Raw genomic sequence first — 24,786 nt, 5'->3', positions numbered from 1 at the left:
AGCTTATTCCTCGATTTCATGAATTTCAATTTCAAGCTGAGTGCTTAATTGTTGTAAAACAGACTCAGAAACTTGGTAAAGTTGGAGAAAATAACTAGTAGTACCATCATAATCGGTGCCATAAAAAAAATCTTCGTCTCCAAAAGGACCCACAACAGCAGACGTTACGTCTTTACCTAACAACTGTAAAATCGCATCTTTGAATTCTGTCGTAAGATTACCCTTTTCATCCTCCAGTAATTTTAATTCATTTAACTGATGGTTATCGCCCAAATATTTTGTTAAACAGGATTCTTGTGGCTGCCATTCCCAAACACCGCTTAGGAATTGTTCGGCAAGTAAGCTATAGTCTATGCTTGACATGACGTTATTCTCGCAATCAATTCATTGAGCCACAGTCTAGCGACTATTACTCTTTAAGGGAAGTCACTAAAAAAATTTTCTTGTAAGGCAAGTTACGCGTATAATACGGTTTTTGAGTTTACCACTGCAAAAGCCTATGCGAGCAAATCAACGCTACCCGTTAGCCATTTATACCATTTTAACGTGTAGTATTATATTTTATTGCTTGGATTATTTTTTTCGCATTTCCCCAAGCCTAGTGGTAGTAGCGCTCATGCAGCAATATCACACCACGCCTTTTGGTATTGGAGCCATGGGTTCAGCTTTTTATGTCGGCTATGTCATCATGCAAATTCCCGCAGGAATTTTGCTGGATCGTTACGATTTTATTACTATTTTTTGTCTATCTATTTTAGCGTGTACTATGTTCTTTTCATTATTTACGTTTAGCCAGCAAGCGTGGTTAGCGTTGTTATGGCGATTTTTTATTGGTGCTTTTTCGGCATTTTCGTTTATTGGTGTACTCTATTTTGCTAAATGTTATTTGCATGAGCGTTATTTTACTACCATTGCCGCTATTACCATCGCACTGGGTACGCTCACTGCTGCCAGCATGCAAATGATTACTGCTTATATAATGCATTATATTCCCTGGCATTTTATTTATGGTGCTATTGCTTTATTTTGTTTATTACTGGTCATCGTATTGCTCATTTCGTCTCGGTTATTATTGCACAGAGCACAAGAAAAAAGTTTAATTAAATTAGAGTTTATCAGGATTTATCAACAATTAATTCAATTATTTAATCTCAATAAAACCTTATTTTCCCGCTGGAATCCACTACGTTATTTGCGTCAGGGCGTTGTTTTAAATGGTATTGTAGGCAGTTTATATTATTTGCCCACTTCAATTTTTGCAGGACTCTGGGGCATTAGTTTTTTACAGCAAACTTATCACCTAACCCGTCGACAAAGTTCTTGGGGCATTTTACTCTTATTTTTGGGCTGGGCAATTGGCTCACCATTCATCGGCTGGATAGCCGATCGGATCCACTGGTACCGTCGGTTAATTTTTTTCTTTTCACTTTTTGCTGCGGCAAACGCAATAATATTAATTTATTTTCCCAGCCATATTAACCATAATGTTTTTTTTTCATTATTTTTATTTGGTATATTTTCAAGTGCACAAGTCGTGGTGTGGAAAATTTTTAATGAATTAGTACCTAAGAATATTGCTGGTACGGGTGTCGCTGTTACCAATATGATCATTACTTTAAGTGCGGCCATTTTTCATTTAATTGTCGGAGCACTACTGTCTGAATCGAGTCCCGCCACCATGAATTTTACTCATGCATTGAGTATTATTCCCCTCGCCTTTTTACTATCGGCGCTCATTAGTCTATTGATTAAAATTCCTAAGAGGGGTAATCATCATTAATATGAACGAAATAGTGCTCACTCCGCTTTTTGATTCCTTGCAATTTTTTACGCGTCATCCCGAAAATATTCCTTCTTTGGCGCAATTCTATAGGCGTGAATTTCAATTAGCCTTAGATTTTTTACATGCCTATCGCGGCAGCGAGGCCACGTTTAACGCCTATCGTCGCGATCTCGAACGTTTGCTGCAATGGGCATGGGTGATTCGACAACAGTCGATATTAACGTTAAAACGCAGTGATATCGAAGCGTTTATAGAATTTTGCCAACATCCACCGCTCAGCTGGATCACCGCTAAACACGTCTCGCGATTTATTGATGACGCGGGAAATCGCCTGCCGAATCCTCAGTGGCGACCCTTTGTTGCGAGTATTAGTAAAGTAGAAGCTCGCCAGGGTTTGCAGGCCAACATTACCCAATATCAATTTTCCCAAAAAGCCTTACAAGCGCTGTTTGCGGTGCTTAGCAGTTTTTATCAATTTTTAATTCAAGAAGATGCTATCACCGCGAATCCTGTGGCTCAAATTCGCCAAAAAAGTAAATTTATTCGCAAACAACACGCGCAATCACCCATTCGTCGTTTATCGGAATTACAATGGATTTATGTGATTGAAACCGCAGAAAAATTAGCGCACGACAACCCTCAACAACATGAGCGCACTTTATTTATTATGAATGCGTTATACAGTTTATATTTGCGAATTTCAGAATTAGCTGCCAGTGCGCGATGGCAACCGACCATGGGCGATTTTTATCAAGACAGCGATCAGCATTGGTGGTTTAAAACCGTGGGTAAAGGCAATAAAGAACGTAGTATTGTGGTGAGTGATGCGATGTTGGCAGCGTTAAAACGTTATCGTCAAAGTTTAGGACTTCCACCCTATCCTAGCATCGCCGAAAATACCCCACTCTTATTTAAGCAACGTGGTGGTGGTGGTCCTATCACCAGCACCCGACAAATTCGCAGTATCGTACAATATTGTTTTGATTGCAGTATAGAGCAATTACGCGCTGATGGTTTTATCGACGACGCTAATCAATTAACGGCTGCAACGGTGCATTGGCTACGCCATACTGGAATTTCAGAGGATGTTAAAATTCGTCCGCGTGAACATGTGCGCGATGATGCCGGACATGGATCAAGTGCAATAACGGATAAATATATCGATGTTGAAAGACGCGCTCGTCATGCCTCGGGAAAGCATAAAATTGTAAATCCTAATGCAGAACCGACAAAATAATTAGGATACTTTTTTGAGTTCAACGATATAATCTAAATTATTGCGCTGCAAGTCCTCTCTGTAATGAAAAAATTATTTAGTTATTTCAGTGAATTTTTGTGCCACAATAACCGCATTTTAAAAAGTTTTATTCACAGCAAGAAAGTTGTTGCAGGTTATCAGCAGGAGATTACATCATGTATCGCAAACTATTTTGGCTCTACAGTTTCATTATTTTTGCTGGCGTGTTGAGTGTTGCTTATTTCTGGCAAGGTATCCTTTATTCTTTAATGGTACTCATCCCACTTTTTTGTTTGGGCATTTATGATATTTTACAAGTTGAACGAAATATTCTGCGCAATTATCCGGTACTCGGTCATTTTCGCTATTTATTAATTCGCGTGCGTCCGCAAATCCAACAATATTTTATTGAAACCAATCAAAGTGGCACGCCCTTTAGCGATGAAATCCGTAATTTGATTTACCAACGTTCCGAAGGAATTACCGATACCTTACCATTTGGCACTCAACGTAATGTCTATAGTGATGGCTATGAATCGGTAAATCATTCCTTGGCTCCGCAAAAAGTCGATCGCAGTGAAGCACGGATCATGATTGGTAATCACCAATGCTCACAACCCTACTCGGCGTCGCGCTTAAATATTTCTGCGATGAGTTTTGGCGCAATCAGTAAAAATGCCGTGCGTGCATTAAATCGGGGAGCTAAGCTCGGTAATTTTGCTCACAACACCGGTGAAGGCGGTTTAAGCCCATACCATTTGCAAGAAGGTGGCGATATTATTTGGCAAATTGGTACAGGATATTTCGGTTGTCGTGGGGCAAATGGCCAATTTGATTTAGCAAAATTTAGCGAAAAATCTCAACATCCCGCGGTTAAAATGATTGAAATTAAATTGTCTCAAGGTGCTAAACCGGCTCATGGCGGCATTTTACCAGCAGCAAAAGTTTCTCAAGAAATTGCAGAAATTCGTGGCCTTGCCGCCCATGAAGATGCTATTTCTCCACCAGCACATTCGACATTTTCTTCGCCACGCGGATTATTGGAATTCGTACAAACCTTGCGAGAAGCAGCAACAGGAAAACCTGTAGGATTTAAATTATGTATAGGACATCGTCGGGAATTTATCGCAATTTGTAAAGCCATGCTCGAAACCCAAATTTTTCCCGACTTCATTACCATCGATGGCTCTGAAGGTGGAACGGGTGCTGCCCCCGTGGAATTTGTCGATTTTATTGGAACGCCTTTAAACGATGCCTTAGTGTTTGCGCAAAATTGTTTAGTCGGCATGAATTTACGCGATAAATTAAAAATTATTTGTAGCGGAAAAATTACCTCAGGGTTTGATATGCTCAGCAAAATAGCCATGGGTGCGGATTTATGCAATGCCGCACGCGCCATGTTATTTTCGTTAGGCTGTGTGCAATCATTACGATGCAACAGTAATCGTTGCCCGACGGGTATCACCACCCAAGATCCTAAATTAATGTACGCGTTAGATATTGATGACAAAGCCCCGAAAGTAGCGAATTATCATCGCCAAACAATCGAGAGTTTTTTAGAAGTGCTCGGTGCCACTGGCTGTAAAACCGTAAAAGAAATGCATCCGGGTTATGTCTATCGTCGCCTTGATCATTCTACGGTTAAACATTTTGATGAAATTTATCAATTTCTTCAGCCCGGTGAATTGATCGCAGGAAATATTCCCGAGTCAATGCGTCGCGCCTGGCAAGAAGCTAATATTGAGCGGTTTTAAGTACGCTAAGACTGGAATTTTTGTCTGAGTAGACTAATCTTAAAGTAGGTCAATCTTTACTTTAAACATATCATTTAGATGGGATTAGTATCATGAGAACAATAAAAGCGATAATGATACCTATGTTGATAGTGAGCACACTGATGTTTCAAAATACCCTTGCTGCCCAACTAACGCTGCAATGCCCATCGTTTCAAAAATTAGTCGCATTTAGTGTCACGGAACCGACATTTATTGGTGATGAGCAGTGGTTAGTCGAGCCTTTTTCATCACCTAAAAAAGAAGATCCTCAAGAATTATTTAATCAGTCGGTGAAACAAGCTCAACAATATTCAAGTGTGAGTGCCATGATTTCTAATGATGTTCCCGGTCTTGGAGTGAATGTGCAAATAAGTTGTGATTTCCCTCGTTCCGATTCAGCCGGAAAATTAACCATCGTTGGTGCTGCTGGAACTAGTGTGAAAAACTGCAAATTTAATGATAATCAAAACCTAAACGCCACAACTTGGGTATATTGTGAAAATCCAAATAATTGCATTATAACCTGTGATGAATGAATGACGTCTACCACTGCTTGGGAACAATAAAGTGTAAACGCGATGAAAGTATTTCACATAATAATACCGGTTCTTGATAATCCTGTAGCCATTGTTTTACCTGCTCTGCAATAATATCCGCAGAAAAATACGGTGTTTCATCTGTGAGATAAAAAGGCGTCAACCATTCCAAACGGTTTAACACACACCAACATGAGGATGATAGCGTTTCCCATGGCATGCTATCCTGCTGAAAACGATACCAAGTCGCCTGTGAGTGTTGAGGATTAATCAATAGAGATCGTTTGGGAAAACGATTTTGATGATAAAATAAATAACCTTTTAATAAAATTTTAGAGTGAAATATTTCTGCTTCGGGATAAAAGCGAATAAAGGGTAATTGTTGTTTCAGTAAATGCGATAATTTTTTTTGCAGTGTATCTTTTTTAGCGGGACCGATAAAATATCGCAATTGTCCCGTTTTTCCGTGATGTAAATAATATTTCACCGCCGTTTCGACATGGTAATATTGTCGATCTCGATGATCGAACCATAAAAAATCTAACTCTCCTAAGGTTTTTCCCTGATAATGATATTGCCAGTGCTGATTGATTAACGTAAAACACGATAACTGTTGAAGCAGAAAATGCAGTAAATTTTCAAAATATAATCCCAAGCGTTGAGTGGGATATTGATTTAAAAAATTAATAAGTAAGCCCGGATCGCGATCGAGTTGTTGTAACCACACTTTATTTTCATAAAAAATTGTTTCACCCCAGCGTTGCGGTAAAATTACTGAGTGGCGCGTGTCATCTAATAAATTAGGGCTGATTAACAGCCAAACTAAATCCCGTACAATCTTATGATTAAATTGCGCTAATTGAGATAATAGCGTTTCCACTTAAGATGTCCTAATCGGTCACTTTATTTCGCAAATAAACGGGTTGTGCGTTTGCAGGATCACCCGCCTCCCCTCGAATAATTTTTTCTAACGCAATTTTAGCCACGTCTTGCGCATGAGGATAACAGTCAGGATGATAAATCAACTGTGGGTTTGGTGTGAGCAGTTGTGGTTGATAATGATCAAAGCCACTTCCTACTACATGCCAGGTTTGACTCGTATCTATCGCCGGCAATTGTGGGGCAGATAAAATTTCTTCTGTAATAAAATTCATCTGTTGATTGTTTTCCTGAAACTGGGCTAAATAAATTTCCCCCTTGCGCGCATCAATCGCAGCAAGGGTATTTTTAGCTTGAAATTCACGATAAGCCAATCGCGCTAAGGCCTGTAAACTTGATACACCTATCACGGGAAGAGTTAATCCAAACGCTAGGCCCTGTGCTATTCCTGCGCCTAACCGTAAGCCCGTAAAACTCCCAGGTCCACGTCCAAATGCAATAGCATCTAATTGTTGGCGAGTTACTTTTGTGCGTTTTAATAATTCTTCGATTAGCGGTAAGATAATTTTTGCATGTTGTTGTGGAGCAAGATTAAATATTTCCTGAATGTCATGTCCTTGCGCCAGTGCCACAGAGCAGGCATCTGTGGACGTTTCGATGGCTAAAATATTAAGCTTCATGCGTAGTCTCTTGAAAAAATTGTTTCACATCTTCAATTTTGCGCGTGCGTGGAATCGTAGGTAAACTGTTTAAAAAAGCTTTGCCGTACCATTGAGTCACAATTCGCACATCCGCTATCATAAAAATACCGCGATCGGTGGCATCACGAATTAAGCGCCCAAATCCTTGCTTAAATTGGATCACCGCTTGTGGCAACTGCTGTTCGTGAAAAGGTTGCTTTCCTTGAGCCTCCAAGGCATTTAATTTTGCTTGCAACAGCGGATCGCCAGGTGAGGCAAACGGTAATTTTTCAATGATGACACAACTTAAGGCATCGCCACGCACATCCACGCCATGCCAAAAACTATAAGTTCCCAGCAAAACACCATTTTTTGAGTGAATAAATTCATTTAGTAATTCTGCTTTAGGTAATTGACCTTGCACAAATAAAGGAAAAGAAATCGTTAATTTTAATTTTTTCGCCACATACTGCAAAGAGTCATGACTGGTGAATAATACAAAGGCACGTCCGCGTGAAATATTGACGACTTCTTTAATGTGTTGAATAAAATAATCTAAAAAATGCGGCGAACGCGGTTCAGGAATATTGCTTGGTATATAACACAAAACTTGTTTCGCATAGGGATATGGACTGTTTAATAATAAGGTGGGCGCATGTTCAATGCCAAGTTGCTGTTGGAAATGATTAAAATTATGTTTAACACTCAGGGTTGCGGAAGTAAAGATCCAAGTCGCATTTAAGCTGGACTTTAACTGTTGAAATGCTGTGGCAATGGTGAGTGGTGAGGCGTGCAAGTGAAAAGTACGTTGAAAATTTTCCATCCATAAAATTATCCCCTCGCTGACTTTGTCAAAAAAACGCTGCAAAAGATTTTTTTGTTGACTGACACGTTGAGTTAATTGATGAAATATGGCACTGCGAGCAGCAACCTTTTCTAACTGTTGATGCAAAACAGTTACGTTATCGAGAAGACGTTGAAATCCTGACTGTAATGCTTGGTCTTTTAAAATATCTCGCCACGGTTTGCGATACGATTGCGTGCCTAACTGTTGCCGCAAGTGAATAATGGCTTGTGAAAGTTGTTCAACCGCCTGTGCCAGAGATTGTTGATCGCGAGCCTGCAGTTGATATTCTTTCAAGGTATCTTGGATGATTTCTTGAATTTGCCATGAACTTAAACGTTCACCAAAAAATTGATTGGCAATATCGGGTAAATGATGCGCTTCATCAACAATAATCACATCTGCTCCAGGCAACAATTCACCAAAACCTTCATCACGTAACACCAAATCGGCGCATAATAAATGTTGATTAATCACCACCACATCGGCAGCTAATGCTTGGCGACGCGCTTTTAACACACAACATTGCTGAAAAAATTCACATTCTTGACCAAGACAATTATCACTGTTGCTGGTGATCAATGGCCAAACGCTATCATTCGGCTCAACCAGACGACACATACTTAAATCACCATCGCGACTGGTTAACGCCCATTGTTCGATGGCTTGCAATTTCGGTAAATGATCTTGGATTAAAAAATCGCGATCGTGTTTAAATTGTTTTAATCGCTGATGGCATAAATAATTATTACGACCTTTTAGTAACGCAATTTTTATCGGACGCCCTACTACTCTTAATATTTTCGGTAAATCGCGAAAAAATAATTGATCTTGTAAATTTTTACTTGCGGTAGCAACCACTATTTTTTTTTGCGCGAGCAAAGCAGGTACGAGATAAGCAAAGGTTTTGCCAATGCCAGTTCCTGCTTCACACACCAAATCGGTTTTTGTGGTAATGGTTTTTGCAATAGCAAGTGCCATTTGGCTTTGTTCTGCGCGCGGCGTATAAAAATCTAATTTCGTCGCTAACAAACCCTGAGGACTAAACGCATCCTGGCATTGTTGAACATAATGATTATCCATTATTCCTCAAGAAATTGACGTTTATCTTTGACATCGCGCCAATCATCGGCATCAGGCAGTGGATCTTTTTGCGCAGTGATATTCGGCCACTGTTGGGCGAGACGTTCATTAATCGCTAAAAACTCACGTTGTTCTTCGGGAAGATCGTCCTCTGAATAAATGGCTTTTACTGGACACTCTGGCTCGCATAATCCGCAATCAATACATTCTTCGGGATTAATGACTAAAAAATTAGGCCCTTCGTAAAAGCAATCGACGGGACATACTTCCACACAATCGGTGAGTTTACAGCGAATACAGGATTCGGTCACCACAAAAGTCATGTCTAGGTTTCCTCCAAGCGAATTTAATAGGGCTAGAATTATACGCGCTCAGTTAGCAAGATGCGAATTATTTAATTAGCCAGTAGTCCTGAAATTTACTGTCCACTTAAGCCCTTCAATCGAGTTAAGCCCTGCTATATACTGCGATTTTTGAGTCAGAGAATTGCTATTATGAAAGTTGCGCTTATTCACCATGCCTATTCCCACGGTGGCGGCATGGAGTCGTATTTATTTACCCTCCTCCAGGGATTTTTAGCCGCAGGACATCGGGTGGATGTTCATGTAATGCGAGCTGATAATAAAGCTACACGCTTTGCCAACGCCAGAGTATTGAGCTATTTTACCGGGAAATTGCCCATTCCTCATCGCCTGCGTAAATTTTGTTTTATTCATCAGCACGCCAAGCAATTTCGTCGTGAAGATTATGATCTATCCATTGCACTGACGTTAACACATCATCAAGATATGATTGCCTGTGGGGGTATTCATCAAGCCAGCATCGAGCGTTTGAATCTGCAAAAATCAGGGTTTAGTCGCTGGAAAGACGAATATGAAATTCAATTAGAGCGAAAAGCTTATGAAAAAACCCCACATATTTTAGCGTGCTCGCAATTAATTCAGCGAGAAATTTTACAGTATCATCCCCATATTCCACGTGAAAAAATTCACGTAGCCTATCCACCGATTAATGAAAAACGTTTTCAACCTTTGTCGGCGGAGATAATTTTTAAAGTTCAACAACAGTATCATATCAATCCCGAAAAATTAAATGTTTTCTTTCCCTCACTCGGACATCATCTGAAAGGCTTTCAGGAATTATTAGCGGCTTTTTCACAATTAAATCCAAAAAAATATCACTTGTGGATCGCCGGCAGAAATCCCAAATTAAAATTACCGCAAAATGTCAGTTTTTTGGGACATTTGAATACGATTGAAAAACTCTATCCTGTGATGGATTTTACGGTGCTACCTTCACGCTACGAAGCTTTTGGCCTGGTAGTGATCGAATCGTTACAATGCGGAACACCGGTAATTATCAGTAAACATGTCGGTGCGGGTGAGTTAGTAGGAACGGGTGAGGGAATTATTTTGAACGAAGTCACCCCAGAAGCCATTTATACGACGTTAAGATCATTGAACAAACACCTAACCACCCAGCAACACATTGATGATTTGATCATGAAATCCGGAAAATAACCCTTAATTATTCGATATTTATACAAAAATTGATTAAAAAATTTACAATTTAATCTTTTAGGTAATTTTTCTATGCGTTTATATTGACTCTACCTATTTCAAACTGTTAGTATTTGCTCGAACCTACTATAAGGTCAATTGATGCTTTCACTTGGATGAAAGAAATTAACTAAATATAAGGAAAATAGTGTAATGCCTTTATTTTATCCGTTTGTTGTCGTTTCTGGAAAATCACGTGGTGAAAAACGTTCAACCCAAGATTTACTAACTCCTTTTCAAAAAGCACAATCGTTGGGCCAGGCCAAACTTGATATCAATTTAAATGTCACCCAGGGTAATTTGGGGGTCAATAATTATTCTCCCACTGTGCAAGATAATGGTTTTGCATTTTCATTGGGTTCACACTACAACTCGCAAGACCCTCAACAACCATGGCGTTTATCATGTCTCCGTTCCTTTAACCCACCAGCAGAGCCAAATATTTTTCTTTCTGAAATCATCATTAACGAAGGAGATGGCTCAGAAACTCATTATCGCTATGATAATGCATTAGGTTGTTATGTCGCGCGCGGTTTAAGGGAAGGTCAATGCCAATTAAAATATTCTGCGGAACTTGGGTGGCAACACGTTGAATTATTAACAGGTACCCAAGAAAGTTTTAATCAAAAGGGTCAGCTAACCTCAAAAAAATTAGCCAATGGTAAAACCCTACAATTTCATTATGAAAATAATCGCCTAACACAATTGGATTGTCCCTCGGGTGAGCGCTACACATTTACCTGGCAAAATAAGCAATTGCAGATTACACAAGTTACCGCAGAAAAAAGCTCACTACTTATTTCACATACTTTTGCGGATGAAACTTATTCGTTTATCATCGATACCAGTATTCCTTTGGATAATACAACACCGTATAAAATTCATTTTGATTATGATCCGCTAACGCATCAATTAATCGACATTAAGCAAAGTGATGGCACAAGCCAACATTTTCATTACGATGAACAACAGCGCGTAGATATCATTCAAGCAGGAGAAGATAAATCGAGCTGCTACCATATTATTTACGAAAATAATCAAACTAAAATCACCAATCCGAATCTACACTCAAGTATATATGTTCTAGATGAAGTTGGTCGTATTCATCGTCTCAGTTCTGAATTTTCCAACACAATAACGGATTTATGTGACTACGTTTATCAAAATGACACGCCGCTAATCACTGAAATTCATTATGCCAATGGCGAAGTAAGTCATGTGGCGTATGATAATTTCGATGCAGTAACTACTCGCGATGATCATAACATTAATCAGCAACACTATTATCGCGATCCTAATTCAGGACTTTTACTCACTCAAACGATTTATGGTACGACTGCTGATGCCCAATCTAATCAGCCTTTTACTAAACGTTTTGTCTATAACGATAAACGTCAGTGTGTATTCGAAATTGATCCACAAGGTATAGTGAAGGAGCATCGTTTTGATGAAAATGAAAACTTGGCTTCGACACGCATTTATCTAGATAACACTTATAATTTAACTGGACTGTCACTCACCACCGCAATTGGATTAGAAGAAATTACACAATGGGTAGCCACACAAGCTCCAGACCATATTCATTTGCAACAATTTGGTTATGATCAACGTGGACAGTTGAAGCTTTTACAAGGGTGTATACATGTCGATGAACATGGAAACGGTATGGTGGATGATAACTGTCAAGAGCAACAATTTGAATATGATGCATTCTCTCATTGCTTGACTCATCGCACGAAAGTTAATACAGAAGGTAATTTTTCCATTATCACTAAAAAATTTGATGGTCTTGGTCGATTAGTATCACATACCGATCCATTGCAATGTACGACGCTTACAGAATATCAAGACACAAAACAATGCCTAAAAATTACTTATCCCAATAAAAAGCAAATAACTCGTTATTGGAATACTCGCGGTCTTATCACCAAACAACAAATTCAAGTTGAGTCGATCCTCCGCACCACACAATACAGCTATGACAATACCGGTAATCGCATTTTAATCACTCATCCTGATAATAATCAAACTCATAAAGTCGTAGATGAACGCTCTCGTCTAATCGCTAGCCTTAATGCACTTAATATTTTGACCGAATATCGCTATGATGAACGCAATCGTCAAATTGCTATCATTAAATACAGCAAACGCGTAAACGATTTAATTTTATTAACACAGCCCTCACAATGGCAAATACAATTAAGCAATCCCGAAACTGATCGTGCTCAATTTTTCCGCTATGATGCGGCAAATCGTCAAACGCATTATTATCGCCCCGATCGAAGTTTAGTGATGTATCAACTTGATAATCAAGGTCGTAAGCTCAATAAAACGGAATTTGCTACTCGCTTAAGTGATGAACAATGGCTAAATGTATATCAGCAACAAACAATTATTCCTAATAACGATCCTGCTCACGATCATTTTCACCAGTTTTTTTACGATAAAAATAATAATATAATTGCGCAAATCAAAGCTGCAAAATTTATTAATAACACGGTTCAAGGCTTTTTAATTGAAACCGAATACGATAAATTAAATCATGCTACTCAAGTTACTCGATACATTGATCTATGTGCGTTAAATAATAATTTAACTAACATTAAATCTCTCGTAACAAATAAAATCAGTGTTACTCGTTTCCGATATGACAACTTAGGAAGAAGAATTGCAACCCTAGATCCAGAAGGATATTTAACAACACGTTCCTATAAACCTAATAATTATATCGCATCCACCCGCGCTTATTACCTACCTGTTGCCGATATTCAACATGCGCCATTTCAAGCACCTAACCCTCATCCTAGTGATCATAAAATTACTCGAAAATATGACTTAAATAATCATATTATTTCGATCCTGGATTCTCACACTCAGTGCTGCACCGAATTTGAATATGATTCCATGGGCTTAATCGTTCGCAAACTTAAAACCGATCAAGCCTTATCCAGCAAAGTATTACAATCCGTGCAAACACAACCTGGTTATGTTGGTGAATCAGCGGCAGTAATTGAAGAACAATTTATTTATGATGGATTTTCACAATTAATTGCCTATTATAATCCCAGTGTTTGCGCGAAAATTAAGCTGGATGCAAATCTTAAGGGTGAACAACACCAATATGATGATATTGGTTTACGCATCCAGACTACCGATGCAGATGGGTATAGTACCTATTTTTATTACGATGCATTACATCGCTTAGTCTATAGCATCAATGCTAAAGGAGGTATTTGTGCGATAACCTATAGCCCATTTGATAATGAAGTGACCTCTAACACCATATTGGATCAATTATTGCCAAATAATTTACTCAATAATTTAAGTGGTGGTTTGGCAAAGACTGAATTTATAAAACAAATTACCGAGCTTAGTGATCCCGCTCGTGATCGTATCACTCGTTATCAGCAAGACACACGCGGCAATATCTGTAAAATTATCAATCCGATTGGGGCAATTACTCAACGCCAATACAATCCCTTTAACCAAGAAATACAACGAATCGATCCATTAAGTAGCGGGCAGAGTATCACCATAATTCAAGAATATGATTTACGTAATTTAATGATTCAACAAACTCGCACCAGCCAAGATGGTAATCTAAGTTTGGCTCAGCAATGGGATTATAATTTTTTAGGCCAAACAGAAAAACATATTAATGAAATGGGCGTATTTACCAAATTTATCTACAGTTTGCGCGGCGATTTACAACAAATTATCGCACCATTAAATCGAACAACCCATCACGTATCCGATGCGTTTCATCGTTGTGTGCAAATTAAATCACCGGCTGGGCGGATAACCACCATTGAGTTTAACGCAGTGGATCGGAGTAAGACTACATTTTATCCTGATAACACTAAAGAAATTGAATGGCACGATGCGTTTAATAATTTATTAGTGCACCAAGATCGTGATGGCATGCAAACGGGTTTTCAGTGGGATGGGAATAGTCGTTGTGTATTAACTCATTTGTCAGATGGCAGTATTTCTACCCAGCAGTTTTCACTGGCGGGACGTGAACAACAAGAATTAGCAGAACATGATCCGAATAATCCAAGTGACGCTCTGATTACGCTGAATCAATATAATTTAGCCGGTGAACATAATATCACAATTCTTGATCCCGATCATGCTACCTATAAAACGCAGGTATCGCTAAACAGTCATGGTGATACTATCACCTCGAAAGATCCAAGAGGATTTCAAACTATCACCGTGCGAGATCAAATGGGTCGTGCTCGCGTTATTTTTACAGATCCTGAACCAGAAAAAGATTTAAATGAATTAAGTACAAAATTATTCCATCAACATTTATCGCATTCAAACTCATCGACTGCTAGTAACGAAGATTTTATTCTCGTTGATGATCCAGAAGAAGACGCCTGCTCTGAAGAAAATTTTGTCTTGATAGATTCTGAAGAAAATGAAAGTAATGATGCAGAAACCCATTTAAATATTCACCATCTCACTACTTATAATTTTCAGGATCAAGTTGTCGATGAAATAATTGGCGATCCCAATATGCCAATACAATATTATCTACATCATGACTATGATGGATTGGGTCGACTGCAGCAAAGTATTATTGATCCCATTTCAGTCAATCGCCCAGATGCGCTTAACTTAATTACTCGTTATGAACATGACAGATTAGGACGTTGTGTCGTAGAATACAACGCACTAAAACAACCGACATTTCACATTTTTGATGCAGTGGGAAATGAATGTTATACGGTTTTTGCAGATGGCGCTACTCAAGGCTTTATTTTTGATGCCGATGATTTACTCACGTCACATACTATTTTTGCGAATCGCATCGATATTAGTAAAATAAACAGTGCAACAACTGTAGATGATCTTAGTAAATTAGTTGTTACTGACTCTAATGACAGTATTAGTATTTATTTCTATGATGGTACTATTTATCCTTGTTATGAAGTGCAATATATTGATGAAAATAACGCACGTGTGAGCGAATTTCATCGTCTTGCTTCCGGACATATTTATTATCAACGACAATACCAAACACCGCTCCCAGTAAGCTCAGCATTACTTGAAACAAACAGCATTGATGTCGTAAGAAAGTTTTGCTTGGCTCATCAAATTGATTCCGATCGTCAACGTTGGGATTTAGTCGATAATCGCGGACGCCCTCGTTTTAGCATAACGGCAGAAGGTGAAGTGTCAGAAAAACGTTATGATAAACGTGGAAATTGCATTTTCGATTGCCATTATTCACAACCGGTAGCCATTAGCTCACTCACGCCCTCCCTAACCATTGACTCGATTACTAATACGCTAAAAACCTCTGATTTAGATCGTCAACAATATCACTGTTTCGATATATTGAATCGTGAAGTGTATTGCTTGCGCAGTGATTTTGAACAAGGGAAGGTGATCTATTACGTAACCGAATTTCGATATGATGAAAACGATAATCTTGTGGATGAGATTCAATATGCTACCCCATTGCATCAAGTTCCTGAACCGCTCAATCTAAGCACCATTGCTAGCACAATCACTCACGATGAAAATGCCGATAGACATCATACGAAAATCTATGATGCACGTGATTTAGTCGAAATGAGTGCTGATCCACTTGGTGGTCGTGAAAAATTTACCTATAACGCACTAAAAAAACAAACGCGACGCATCGATAAACGAGGTAATGCCTGGGAAACTCAATATGATATTGCTCAACGCCAGTTGCAAACGCTAACACCGGAACACGATTATCTTGAAACTACGCTCGATCCGACGACCGGCCAAATTAATGCCGTTCATCAAACTGGACCGCAAATACAACGCTACGAATATGATGATGCTTCTCAGATCAGTGAAATTGTCACTGGTTATAATTCTCATCAATCTCGAACTATTGGCTTTGCCTATACCCCGCGCGGATCACGTTGTGGCAGTACCGTAGAAAATGTTCCTCTAGATGATCCAACTAAAGCGATCACCTCATTAAACGACTACCCTGCAACCAATGCTGTAACGTCAACCTTGCAAGTATTCAATACTCGCAATCAAGTTATTATGGAGTCTGATCTAAATTCAGTACGTTTTACTCAATACGATAGATTAGGCAGAAAGCGCTTTTGTTTGGATAAAAACCAGTATTTAACAGAATGGATTTATAGCACAACCTTTGAAGATGCCGAGGCTACTTGTGTTAAACGTTATCTCACTCGAGTCAATGATGATTTAGGTGCTTATCGGAATACTGCATTAACGTTAAGTCAGATGCAAGCATTTGCCACAAAATTAGCCCCAGGCGGGGTGCGCCAATTCTTCAGAGAAGTAGATCGATGCGGACGAAAAGTGAGATATACCTCAGATCCTGTGTTAGCATTCATTCCTTCATCCACGATAGGTGACACTGCCGCAAGGGGTAAGTTAGTCAAAATAAACCGTGAAACACTCTGGACCTACAATGCTTTTGGTGAAGAAATATTAAAAAAAGAATTGGTTGATCCTGTCAATAACGTTTATCGCATTAAACGAACTTGGCGAAATCATGCGGGAGAGGCAGTAGGTGTATTGCAGGATGATCAATTATCCCTCACCTTTACTAATGCTTTTGGTAAAATCATCGGTCATTACCTTTATCACAGCCCCACACCCGCAATTATTCCCATTGCACCCTCGAGCACTCAAACTGCGCCAGCTTATGGATGCGCTTTAGAAGCAGTGATTGCTGCAACACCAGTCGATATCAAAAAAGATCATTCACGAAGTTTCATTCGTGATCGAAATGGAAAAATTGAGCGGATGATGCAGGCGAGTATTACTTATCAAACACTAACTCAATTAGCAAATGGTCATTATGACGTTGCCGATCAAACCCAGGATCTCACTACGGATATTAAATTAAGTCCCACGGGTAAAAAAATTAAAGTCACCGATATTAATGGTTACTCACGCTTTTATTATTACGACAAGCTCGATAGGCTATACGCGTATACGTTAATCCCCAGAGAAAATGCCATAACGGCTAGCACCACCTATACGCCTTTAGTTATCTTAGACTATAATATTCACGGAGATATTGTTGCCAAACATCATTACAGTCATTGTTTAAATCCCTCTGAGCAAAGTTTTCAAATCGATCCTAATGCAGAGTGTCGAACAGTTTTAATGGCCATGGATCTGCGTGGATTGGAAATTGCGAGACAAGATCCGATGAACGCTGTTTCACTTACCACCTATACAGCGAATCGAAAAAAAGCACGCCAATGGATTTGGCGTGAGCAAGCCTCTGTTCTTTCCCAAACAGGAGAGATAACGCAACAACTTTTATTGCATTCAAAACAATACGACTTGGAAGATCGTATCACCAAGGAAACCAGAGCTCAGCCAGAAAATAATGAACAGCACACGCTAACGCAAACATGGGATGCAGATTTTCTGGTAGCGCAACAGCATGATGATAATCCGCCTATTCAATATACACGAGATAGTCTGGGATTTGCGTGGCAGCATAATAGTAATAACGGTGTTGCCCAAATTGAATTAACAAATGGTGTGGGCGATGTGACACTCGTGTTGCAGTCGGCCAGCCAAGATTTAATGAAAATAACGCTTGATAACCTTCCTGCCCTTTTTAATACTTCTTACCGTTATGTTATGCAAACCATTTTATACCGCGATTTACAAGGTCGTGTCATTACTCAACAACGTCCCACCTTTGATTATGTAGAACCACGCACACCAGAATTATTATCAGCCCGTTATTGGTCAGGAAATGCTAGTAGCCAATCTGCTGAACAAGTATTTTGTTGGGATAAACCGAATGAACCTTACTTAGAGCCTATTTTAACTTTAAGACAGTATGGGCAAGAGAGTATTATTCAACGTTATAATAAAAGCCAATTAGAAAATACCAATATTCCGAATGTTTACGGCATAAAAGTTGGCACTCTACCCTCCGATTTATATCAAGGCACCATTGAATATTATTTCCGAGATCCTATTAGCAAAGAACTCGAGGTTCACCCCACTTACCGAGATGTGGTGATTATTCCCGTGAAAACTAATGTAGCAGGTACCTCTTATAACGTCGTCATCGAACAGACCAGCCCTAAAACGCTCTCAATATCAGGCAATCATGCCGATGTTAGTGCGATCGCATTTAAAATCGATGGCGTGTTAACTCATACCAAAACGGTGAGCAATGGTGTTGTCGATATCAGCGATATGCCATCAGGCCGTTATCAAATATCGCCAATTCGCTCAAGCAGTACAATGCTTAATGAAACCTCTGTTATCGACACTTCCCTGGAAGCAGATTATAAACTGAATGCGAGTGAACCCACCGACTTTGAGCAAATCATGGATATTTATACGCCAAACCGGGCAATAAAAACCGTGGTGCGGGAAGTGATGATGACGAATCTTCGCATAGATTTGAGTGGAACCGTTGTTAACCTCAGTTTAGAGTGGTTAACGGCTAAACTCTCTTGGACACTACCACCCCAACTCCAAGGCTGTAGAACTAATATAGTATTCACCACTCATGTGACTTTGCAAGTGACTGCAGATGGGTATGAAAGCGACGTGCAATCCTATAATTTTTCAAAAGAAATTGATACAACAGAATATAGTTTGGCAATTCCACATTATGCAACCGACATTGGGCTTTCTTACCAACATCATGATAACTATAGTTGGAGCACGGTGATAAATCAGATTAGCCCAGTGCCCATGGCCTATTTAGGACCCCAGGGAAGTTATGGCGATAGAGTTGTCATGAATACTCATTCATCACTGAGAGTCACGCTTTATTTGCCAGGTAGCTCTGGCAGTTTTCCCGTTGAAATTTACAGTGGAAATATTCCTAATTTAGTTACAGTTAATCACATTGAACCCTCTTGCATATTATCAAGCAGTCAAAACAAACTACTGGTGTATCCGATCCCCAAAGATACCGCCACAGCCAGCATGCATTATTTAAGCGATGCAGATTGGCAACTGCTGAAACATTATCCGCGTTCTACTCAAGAATGGCCTTATTTTGAAAATATTCATGTTGATGCTAACTATGGCATGCTAACCATACCTTCGCCAGGTTTAGCTCATCGAGGCCGCTATCATTACATTTTAAATTTTTGCGATAGTCATAAAAAAACCATTTCTGCATCCTCTTTGGGACCAACCAACAAAGATGGTAATATCGTAAGTTGTTTTGATTACACCGACGGCATGCTCAGCATATGGTTCCCAACATCCGTTTATAATCCTTATCAAGCGGCTACTCCTGTCGCAAGACAAGAATACGATCGTTTTTCACGAACGTCTCTCACCTTACCGAATGGCGATCGCTACGATTTTACAACCAATAAAATGGGCAAACAAACGTCGGTCACGGAGCCTGAACGTCGCGTCGTAAGTCTTACCAATAGTCAAGGCAGCAAAGTTCGACCCAAACGGATAACGGGTTATAACCCATCAGGGCATTTAATTGTGAAGCAATCAGCATCTGGGGCGAATCAAGTTTATTTGCTCAATGCCGTAGGTGATGTCTTAAGTGCGATCGATCGCGATTTAGTAGCTATTCGATACAGAGTTTCTGCGTATGGTGAAATTCTTTATCGCGATATTAATGGCGCCATGGCAATCACAATGGCTCGCGATCCCCGGGGTAATTTAGTCACCACGACCGATATGTGCAATAACATCACTCATCACCAATGTAATGCGCTAGGATTAGAAATAAGGTTAAACGATTATTTTTTACGCACATTTTCTTTCGACGCAATGGGTCGTCAAAATGGAGAATTTATTGCTGGAAAAATGCAATCGATTACTGCGTATCACTACCCTAGCGGTCAACCTATTTCCATTCAATATCCGAATGGTACCGCATTGACTTGGAAACGGGCGTTTTCAGGAGAGGCCATGACCCATACGGATTTAAGCGGTGTAATCACAACTTCCGAATTAAATCGCATGCAACAAGTCATCTCACGCAAAAGCACAAAACCTAGCGCACCCAATCAAGTTTATCCGAGTATTCATGGCACCAGTTTAGCCATAGAAAGTAACGATCCGACTCCAACGCCAATGCTTGCCGAGCAGTTTATTTACAATGCCAATGGCTCACCATTGTTCCATTTTAACGATGTTGAGCAACAACGTGTTTGGACAATGCAAGATTTAAATGGACGAGAATATCGTCAGCAAATAACCGGTCAACACGGCCAATTACTGGTGGATAGATGGACTACTTTTTCTGGTAAGGTATTGGATACCTTGCGCGATACAGTTTATGCTGGCGAACACGGTTATGATATCGATGGCTACCTGATGTGGTCAAATAACATTGTTGTTTTGTGCCAATGTATCACGATTGACGGCGTGAGTGTCTGGGGAAGTGATGATCCCAGAGTGTCGCAAGTGAATTACTATAAACGCACACCTGCCGGACGCATTCTAATTGCCAAGGGTGTTTATCAAGATAATCAAATTATTCGCACGGCGAAACAAGGCTATGAAATCCAGTATGATCCTAAAACGGGTTTACGAGTCACGGTGTTATACCCTTCAACGGATAACAACTTGCAAGGTAATTACGATACGCTCTCGTATTATCCGAATGGTATTTTACAAAAGATAGCCAATAATCATGGCGAGTCGTGGGAGTGGACATTTTTTCACGGACAATACATTCATCAAATCACCCATAATAATGTGGGTACTCGTCCTTCAATCTTGAATGATTGGTTTCATCATAATCCTCTGCCCGCAGAAGCGGATGTAAAACGCGCTGCGGCAAGTCAACCGCGAAGTGAGGTCACGACCTTAAGCTATAACGATACCGCTGCTTTAGACCATCAAGAAGTGGTAACCGTATCTGCAGACGGTCGTACGGTGACGACATCTCAAACTCAGTTTCAGTTAGACAATGCGAATGTGGTGACAGGACAAACACGAGATGAAACGTTAACCTACGATGGTAATGCCGTGCCGGAAGATACGTTACATGATACTATCACCCACCAACAAGCAGGATTTGATGAACCGACCATCGTGGTGGCGAGTGGTACGCGAACCCGCAACAATCAAGCCAATACGGCTTTTGGCACCGTGGTTGAATATGTCGACTCTTATGGCATGCCGATTGTTAAGATGGGTGGGTATCCCGGCTCGCACGTTCCACCGGTGACGATGCGATTTTTAAATACACCCACAGGGCAGCGTGTATTAGCCATGCAGCACGTCGATACCCATTGGTATTTCGAGCATTTCTTTTATTATCAACAGCAGTTGATTGGACGTGCGGGCAACTTATTATCACTCTCACCCGACGCTCAAGTGGCAATGACTAGCCTATTCCGTCAAACACCCATGGCCTTAATTCCACTACAATCCCCGGTATTGGAGACAGCCCCCTTACCCCCCGTCTCATTTGATGAAGATATTCATCTCTCAGCCGAAACTGGGAATTTACCGACTCAATCCAATATTACGATTGCAGCCGAGCAAGGAGATTCGCTAGAGCCGATTGCATCTCGGTATTTGGGCGATCCTACTCGCGCGAGTGATGTTGCCAATGGATTTCCATTAAGTCAAACCTTCGCAGAAGCCGGCACGCATTTACTAATTTCACCAGCCGAGCAATTAACCAACGCTCAACAAAGCACGGCAGTAGATGATGAACAAGTGGAATTATTCGGCAGCTTTTATCCCAATATGCCTATTCCCGTGTTACAAGAGCATCATCCTCATCATAAATGGTGGGCTATTGTCGCAATGGCGGTGATTGATGTGGTGGCAGCGGTCGTAACCGATGGATTAGCCTCAGCCTTATATGCCGACATGCTTGGCTCGGCCAATGCGGCAGCGGGCACAGCGATAGGCTCGCTCACCCTACCCGACTTAATGACACTGGCAGCGGAAGATGCCGCGATGGGTGCTGCTGTGGCGACCGCAGCGGATATTGCAACTCAAGGCGTAAGCTTTTTAGATCATACTGAACATCATTTTCAATGGCATGAATTAGGCAAAGCAGCCCTTCAAGGCGGTGAGCAAGCGACATTGATGGCGTTTCAGTCCATTCCCGGCCAAGATGATTTTTTCAGTCGCTTAACACGCAATGAAACCTATACCACCGCACTGAATGTCTTAGAAAAAGTAACCGGCGTGCAATGAAGTGGCTTCACTTTAGCTAACCGCCAGGGAGGCGTACAAACTTTTTCAGCGGGGATATTTTTTTTGGGTGATTGATATATTTCGCATAATTTCCAATCCTCTAGTAATTCTATTCTGTGATCAGATGCCCATTCCAGTATCAACATTAAGGGTCCTTTGCCATAGATCCTTGTATCACCTCAAGCATTTTAATATCGATAAGCGCTTCATATTCAGCATATAAAGCATGAAAATGGGGTGGCGCGTGATCATCCCAATCTTGTAGAATAAGCGGCAGTACTCATTTACTCTAGGATGATTATGGGTCCATTTTCAGACTCAGTACAACAATTAAAATCGCTGTTCGCTCTTCTCGGTGAACATCAAGATTGTGTGTATTGGTTAAGTAATCCTGATTTAAGTCAGTTTATTTATGTCAGCCCCGCGTTTGAAAAAATTTGGGGGATACCCAATGCGGAAGTTTATCAGCATCCGCAGATTTGGTGTGATGCTATCATGCGCGATGAATTAGCAGAAGACACACTCAAAAAAATTCAAGCCTATCAACAAGGGGATTTTTCGGCGCAGTATAAACATTTTCATATTAAACGCCCCGATGGGGAAATTCGCTTATTAGCCGACCATAGCTTTCCGTTACGCGACGAGCAGCAACATTGCATCGGTCATTGCGGTATGACGTTTGACTTAAGCCAATCTAACTTTATGAATTATTTTAGCCAACGGCAACAGGCACTTGAAAATAAAAATCGAGCGATGAGCGATTTATTGGGAAATACCAGTCATGATATTAAAGCCCCACTGCACGCTATTTTGGGCATGGCAGAAATTTTGAATGCTCGCCGCCATTATCCCGATCAAAATGAATACATTCACGGTATTTTAGAATCTGGGCAACTCATTTTAAAATTGGTGGATGAATTATTAAATTTTTCAATTATCGAGGCTGGAAAACTTTCCGCTAAATATGAAATATTTGACTTAAAATTACTGATTGAAAATATTATTAAATCGATTGCAAATCGTGCACAAGGAAAAAAATTAAAGATTATTTTAAATTATGATCACAGTATCCCACGCCGCATTGAGAGCGATCCACAAATTATTCGCCGTATTATTTTAAATCTAATTTCAAATGCGGTGAAATTTACCGATAAAGGCTATGTATTAATCAACGTCGAAACCAAACCCTATCTTGCAGATAGCCTAGAATTTCATCTCACGGTAAAAGATACCGGCAAAGGGATGCCTAGCGATCAATTAAATTATATTTTTGAGCGATTTTATCAAATCCCCAACCAAGAACATGCCAGCTTAGGATCGGGTATTGGTTTATCGATTGCTAAACAAATGGCAAAAATTTTGGGTGGCGATCTGAGCGTCAGCAGCCAAATCAATAAAGGTTCCGTTTTTACTTTAACCTTACACGCCAAAATTCATCCAGAATTACCTAAATCATTTTTTCAACATAGCGTAAAAGAAGTGATGCGCATTTTAGTGATTGATGATAATCCCGAACGGGGTGAAATTTTGTGTCGTCATTTATATCCGCAAAAAGCGCACTTAAGCACCAGTAAACAAGCAATAACCATGATTAATCGTGCTAAACAACAGCAATTACCCTATTCATTAGTGATTGTGGATGATGAAGTCGATAATAATGATTTATTAACTTACGTTTTGGCTTTAACGACCAGTGTTGAAAATAATCAAACACATTTTATTATTTTATTACAACCACAACATGATTATTTAAAAGAAACATTGCAGACTCTAAATCTTCACTACACAATTTCAAAACCATTAAGTCCAAGCGTCATGGTAGATGAAATTATTCGGTTGTGGCAATTGATTGATAATCCAAAAATCAATCCAAGCCCGCTCTCCTCTTTACACGTTTTATTAGTGGAGGATGATCATTTTTCTCAAAAAGTTGCCAGAGTGATATTAGAAAATTTACAATGTAAAATTGATATTGCAGATTCAATTCAACAGGCCATCAGCCTTATTCAACAGCATCAATATCATTTAATTTTTCTTGACCTAGGATTACCCGATAGTAAAGGTGCAATGAGCATTGAAAAAATTCGCGAACTTACCTCCACTCCGATTTGCGTACTAACCGCGAATAGCAGCTTTCCCGATCCAAACTTAATACTTAATGCCGGCGCCAATTATTTTTTAGCCAAACCCGCTTCTCAAGAAGATTTTAAAATGATTGTGGAAAAGGTGATTGCAGGTTAAATTCAAATAACAT

13 protein-coding genes are annotated in these 24,786 nt (G+C 39.9%); 7 read left to right on the top strand and 6 right to left on the bottom strand.

The annotated features are described in order from the left end of the window. Window positions 1-3: 3 nt before the first annotated feature. Window positions 4-363, bottom strand: coding sequence for a hypothetical protein (locus KIT27_00760; protein MCW5588168.1), 360 nt, complete (start codon window positions 361-363; stop codon window positions 4-6). A 136-nt stretch (window positions 364-499) separates the two neighbouring features. Here KIT27_00760 and KIT27_00755 point away from each other — a divergent pair, with 136 nt between their 5' ends. From KIT27_00755 to KIT27_00740, 4 genes are all read left to right on the top strand, one after another. After that, the gene (locus KIT27_00755) at window positions 500-1,780 is read left to right on the top strand and encodes an MFS transporter (GenBank protein MCW5588167.1); all 1,281 of its coding nucleotides are present in this window, start codon (window positions 500-502) and stop codon (window positions 1,778-1,780) included. A 1-nt stretch (window position 1,781) separates the two neighbouring features. Next, entirely contained in the window at window positions 1,782-3,020 is a 1,239-nt protein-coding gene (locus KIT27_00750; protein ID MCW5588166.1) for a site-specific integrase, read from the top strand. Window positions 3,021-3,196: 176 nt separating this feature from the next. Next, window positions 3,197-4,774, top strand: coding sequence for an FMN-binding glutamate synthase family protein (locus KIT27_00745; GenBank protein MCW5588165.1), 1,578 nt, complete (start codon window positions 3,197-3,199; stop codon window positions 4,772-4,774). Window positions 4,775-4,866: 92 nt separating this feature from the next. Continuing rightward, window positions 4,867-5,331, top strand: coding sequence for a hypothetical protein (locus KIT27_00740; GenBank protein MCW5588164.1), 465 nt, complete (start codon window positions 4,867-4,869; stop codon window positions 5,329-5,331). A gap of 7 nt (window positions 5,332-5,338) precedes the next feature. Here the strand turns inward: KIT27_00740 and KIT27_00735 are convergent, their stop codons facing one another. From KIT27_00735 to KIT27_00720, 4 genes are read right to left on the bottom strand one after another with little or no spacing between them, the layout of a single operon-like run. Continuing rightward, the gene (locus KIT27_00735; GenBank protein MCW5588163.1) at window positions 5,339-6,211 is read right to left on the bottom strand and encodes a DUF1853 family protein; all 873 of its coding nucleotides are present in this window, start codon (window positions 6,209-6,211) and stop codon (window positions 5,339-5,341) included. Window positions 6,212-6,221: 10 nt separating this feature from the next. Beyond that, window positions 6,222-6,890 carry a tRNA (adenosine(37)-N6)-threonylcarbamoyltransferase complex dimerization subunit type 1 TsaB gene (gene tsaB / locus KIT27_00730; GenBank protein MCW5588162.1) on the bottom strand — a complete coding sequence of 223 codons (669 nt, stop codon included), beginning with the start codon at window positions 6,888-6,890 and terminating at the stop codon, window positions 6,222-6,224. Further along, window positions 6,880-8,817, bottom strand: a complete 1,938-nt coding sequence (locus KIT27_00725; protein MCW5588161.1) for an ATP-dependent DNA helicase — start codon at window positions 8,815-8,817, stop codon at window positions 6,880-6,882. The genes tsaB and KIT27_00725 overlap by 11 nt, the downstream gene beginning before the upstream one ends. After that, window positions 8,817-9,140, bottom strand: coding sequence for a ferredoxin family protein (locus KIT27_00720; protein MCW5588160.1), 324 nt, complete (start codon window positions 9,138-9,140; stop codon window positions 8,817-8,819). Before KIT27_00720 ends, KIT27_00725 begins: the two co-directional genes overlap by 1 nt. A 171-nt stretch (window positions 9,141-9,311) precedes the next feature. Between KIT27_00720 and KIT27_00715 the strand changes: the two genes are divergently transcribed. Further along, window positions 9,312-10,337: a glycosyltransferase family 4 protein gene (locus KIT27_00715; GenBank protein MCW5588159.1), complete on the top strand. Its 1,026-nt coding sequence runs from the start codon at window positions 9,312-9,314 to the stop codon at window positions 10,335-10,337. Between the two features lie 192 nt (window positions 10,338-10,529). Then, window positions 10,530-22,532 carry an RHS repeat protein gene (locus KIT27_00710; GenBank protein MCW5588158.1) on the top strand — a complete coding sequence of 4,001 codons (12,003 nt, stop codon included), beginning with the start codon at window positions 10,530-10,532 and terminating at the stop codon, window positions 22,530-22,532. 145 nt (window positions 22,533-22,677) lie between these two features. Here the strand turns inward: KIT27_00710 and KIT27_00705 are convergent, their stop codons facing one another. After that, the gene (locus KIT27_00705) at window positions 22,678-22,809 is read right to left on the bottom strand and encodes a DUF4160 domain-containing protein (protein ID MCW5588157.1); all 132 of its coding nucleotides are present in this window, start codon (window positions 22,807-22,809) and stop codon (window positions 22,678-22,680) included. Between the two features lie 23 nt (window positions 22,810-22,832). On the opposite strand from KIT27_00705, the gene KIT27_00700 reads away from it, so the two are divergent. After that, window positions 22,833-24,773, top strand: a complete 1,941-nt coding sequence (locus KIT27_00700; protein MCW5588156.1) for a response regulator — start codon at window positions 22,833-22,835, stop codon at window positions 24,771-24,773. Window positions 24,774-24,786: the final 13 nt, after the last annotated feature.

Source organism: Legionellales bacterium (genome assembly GCA_026125385.1).
Lineage (GTDB): Bacteria > Pseudomonadota > Gammaproteobacteria > JAHCLG01 > JAHCLG01 > JAHCLG01.
Note: the sequence above shows the minus strand (reverse complement) of the source record. Positions and strands in the feature narration are given on the sequence as shown.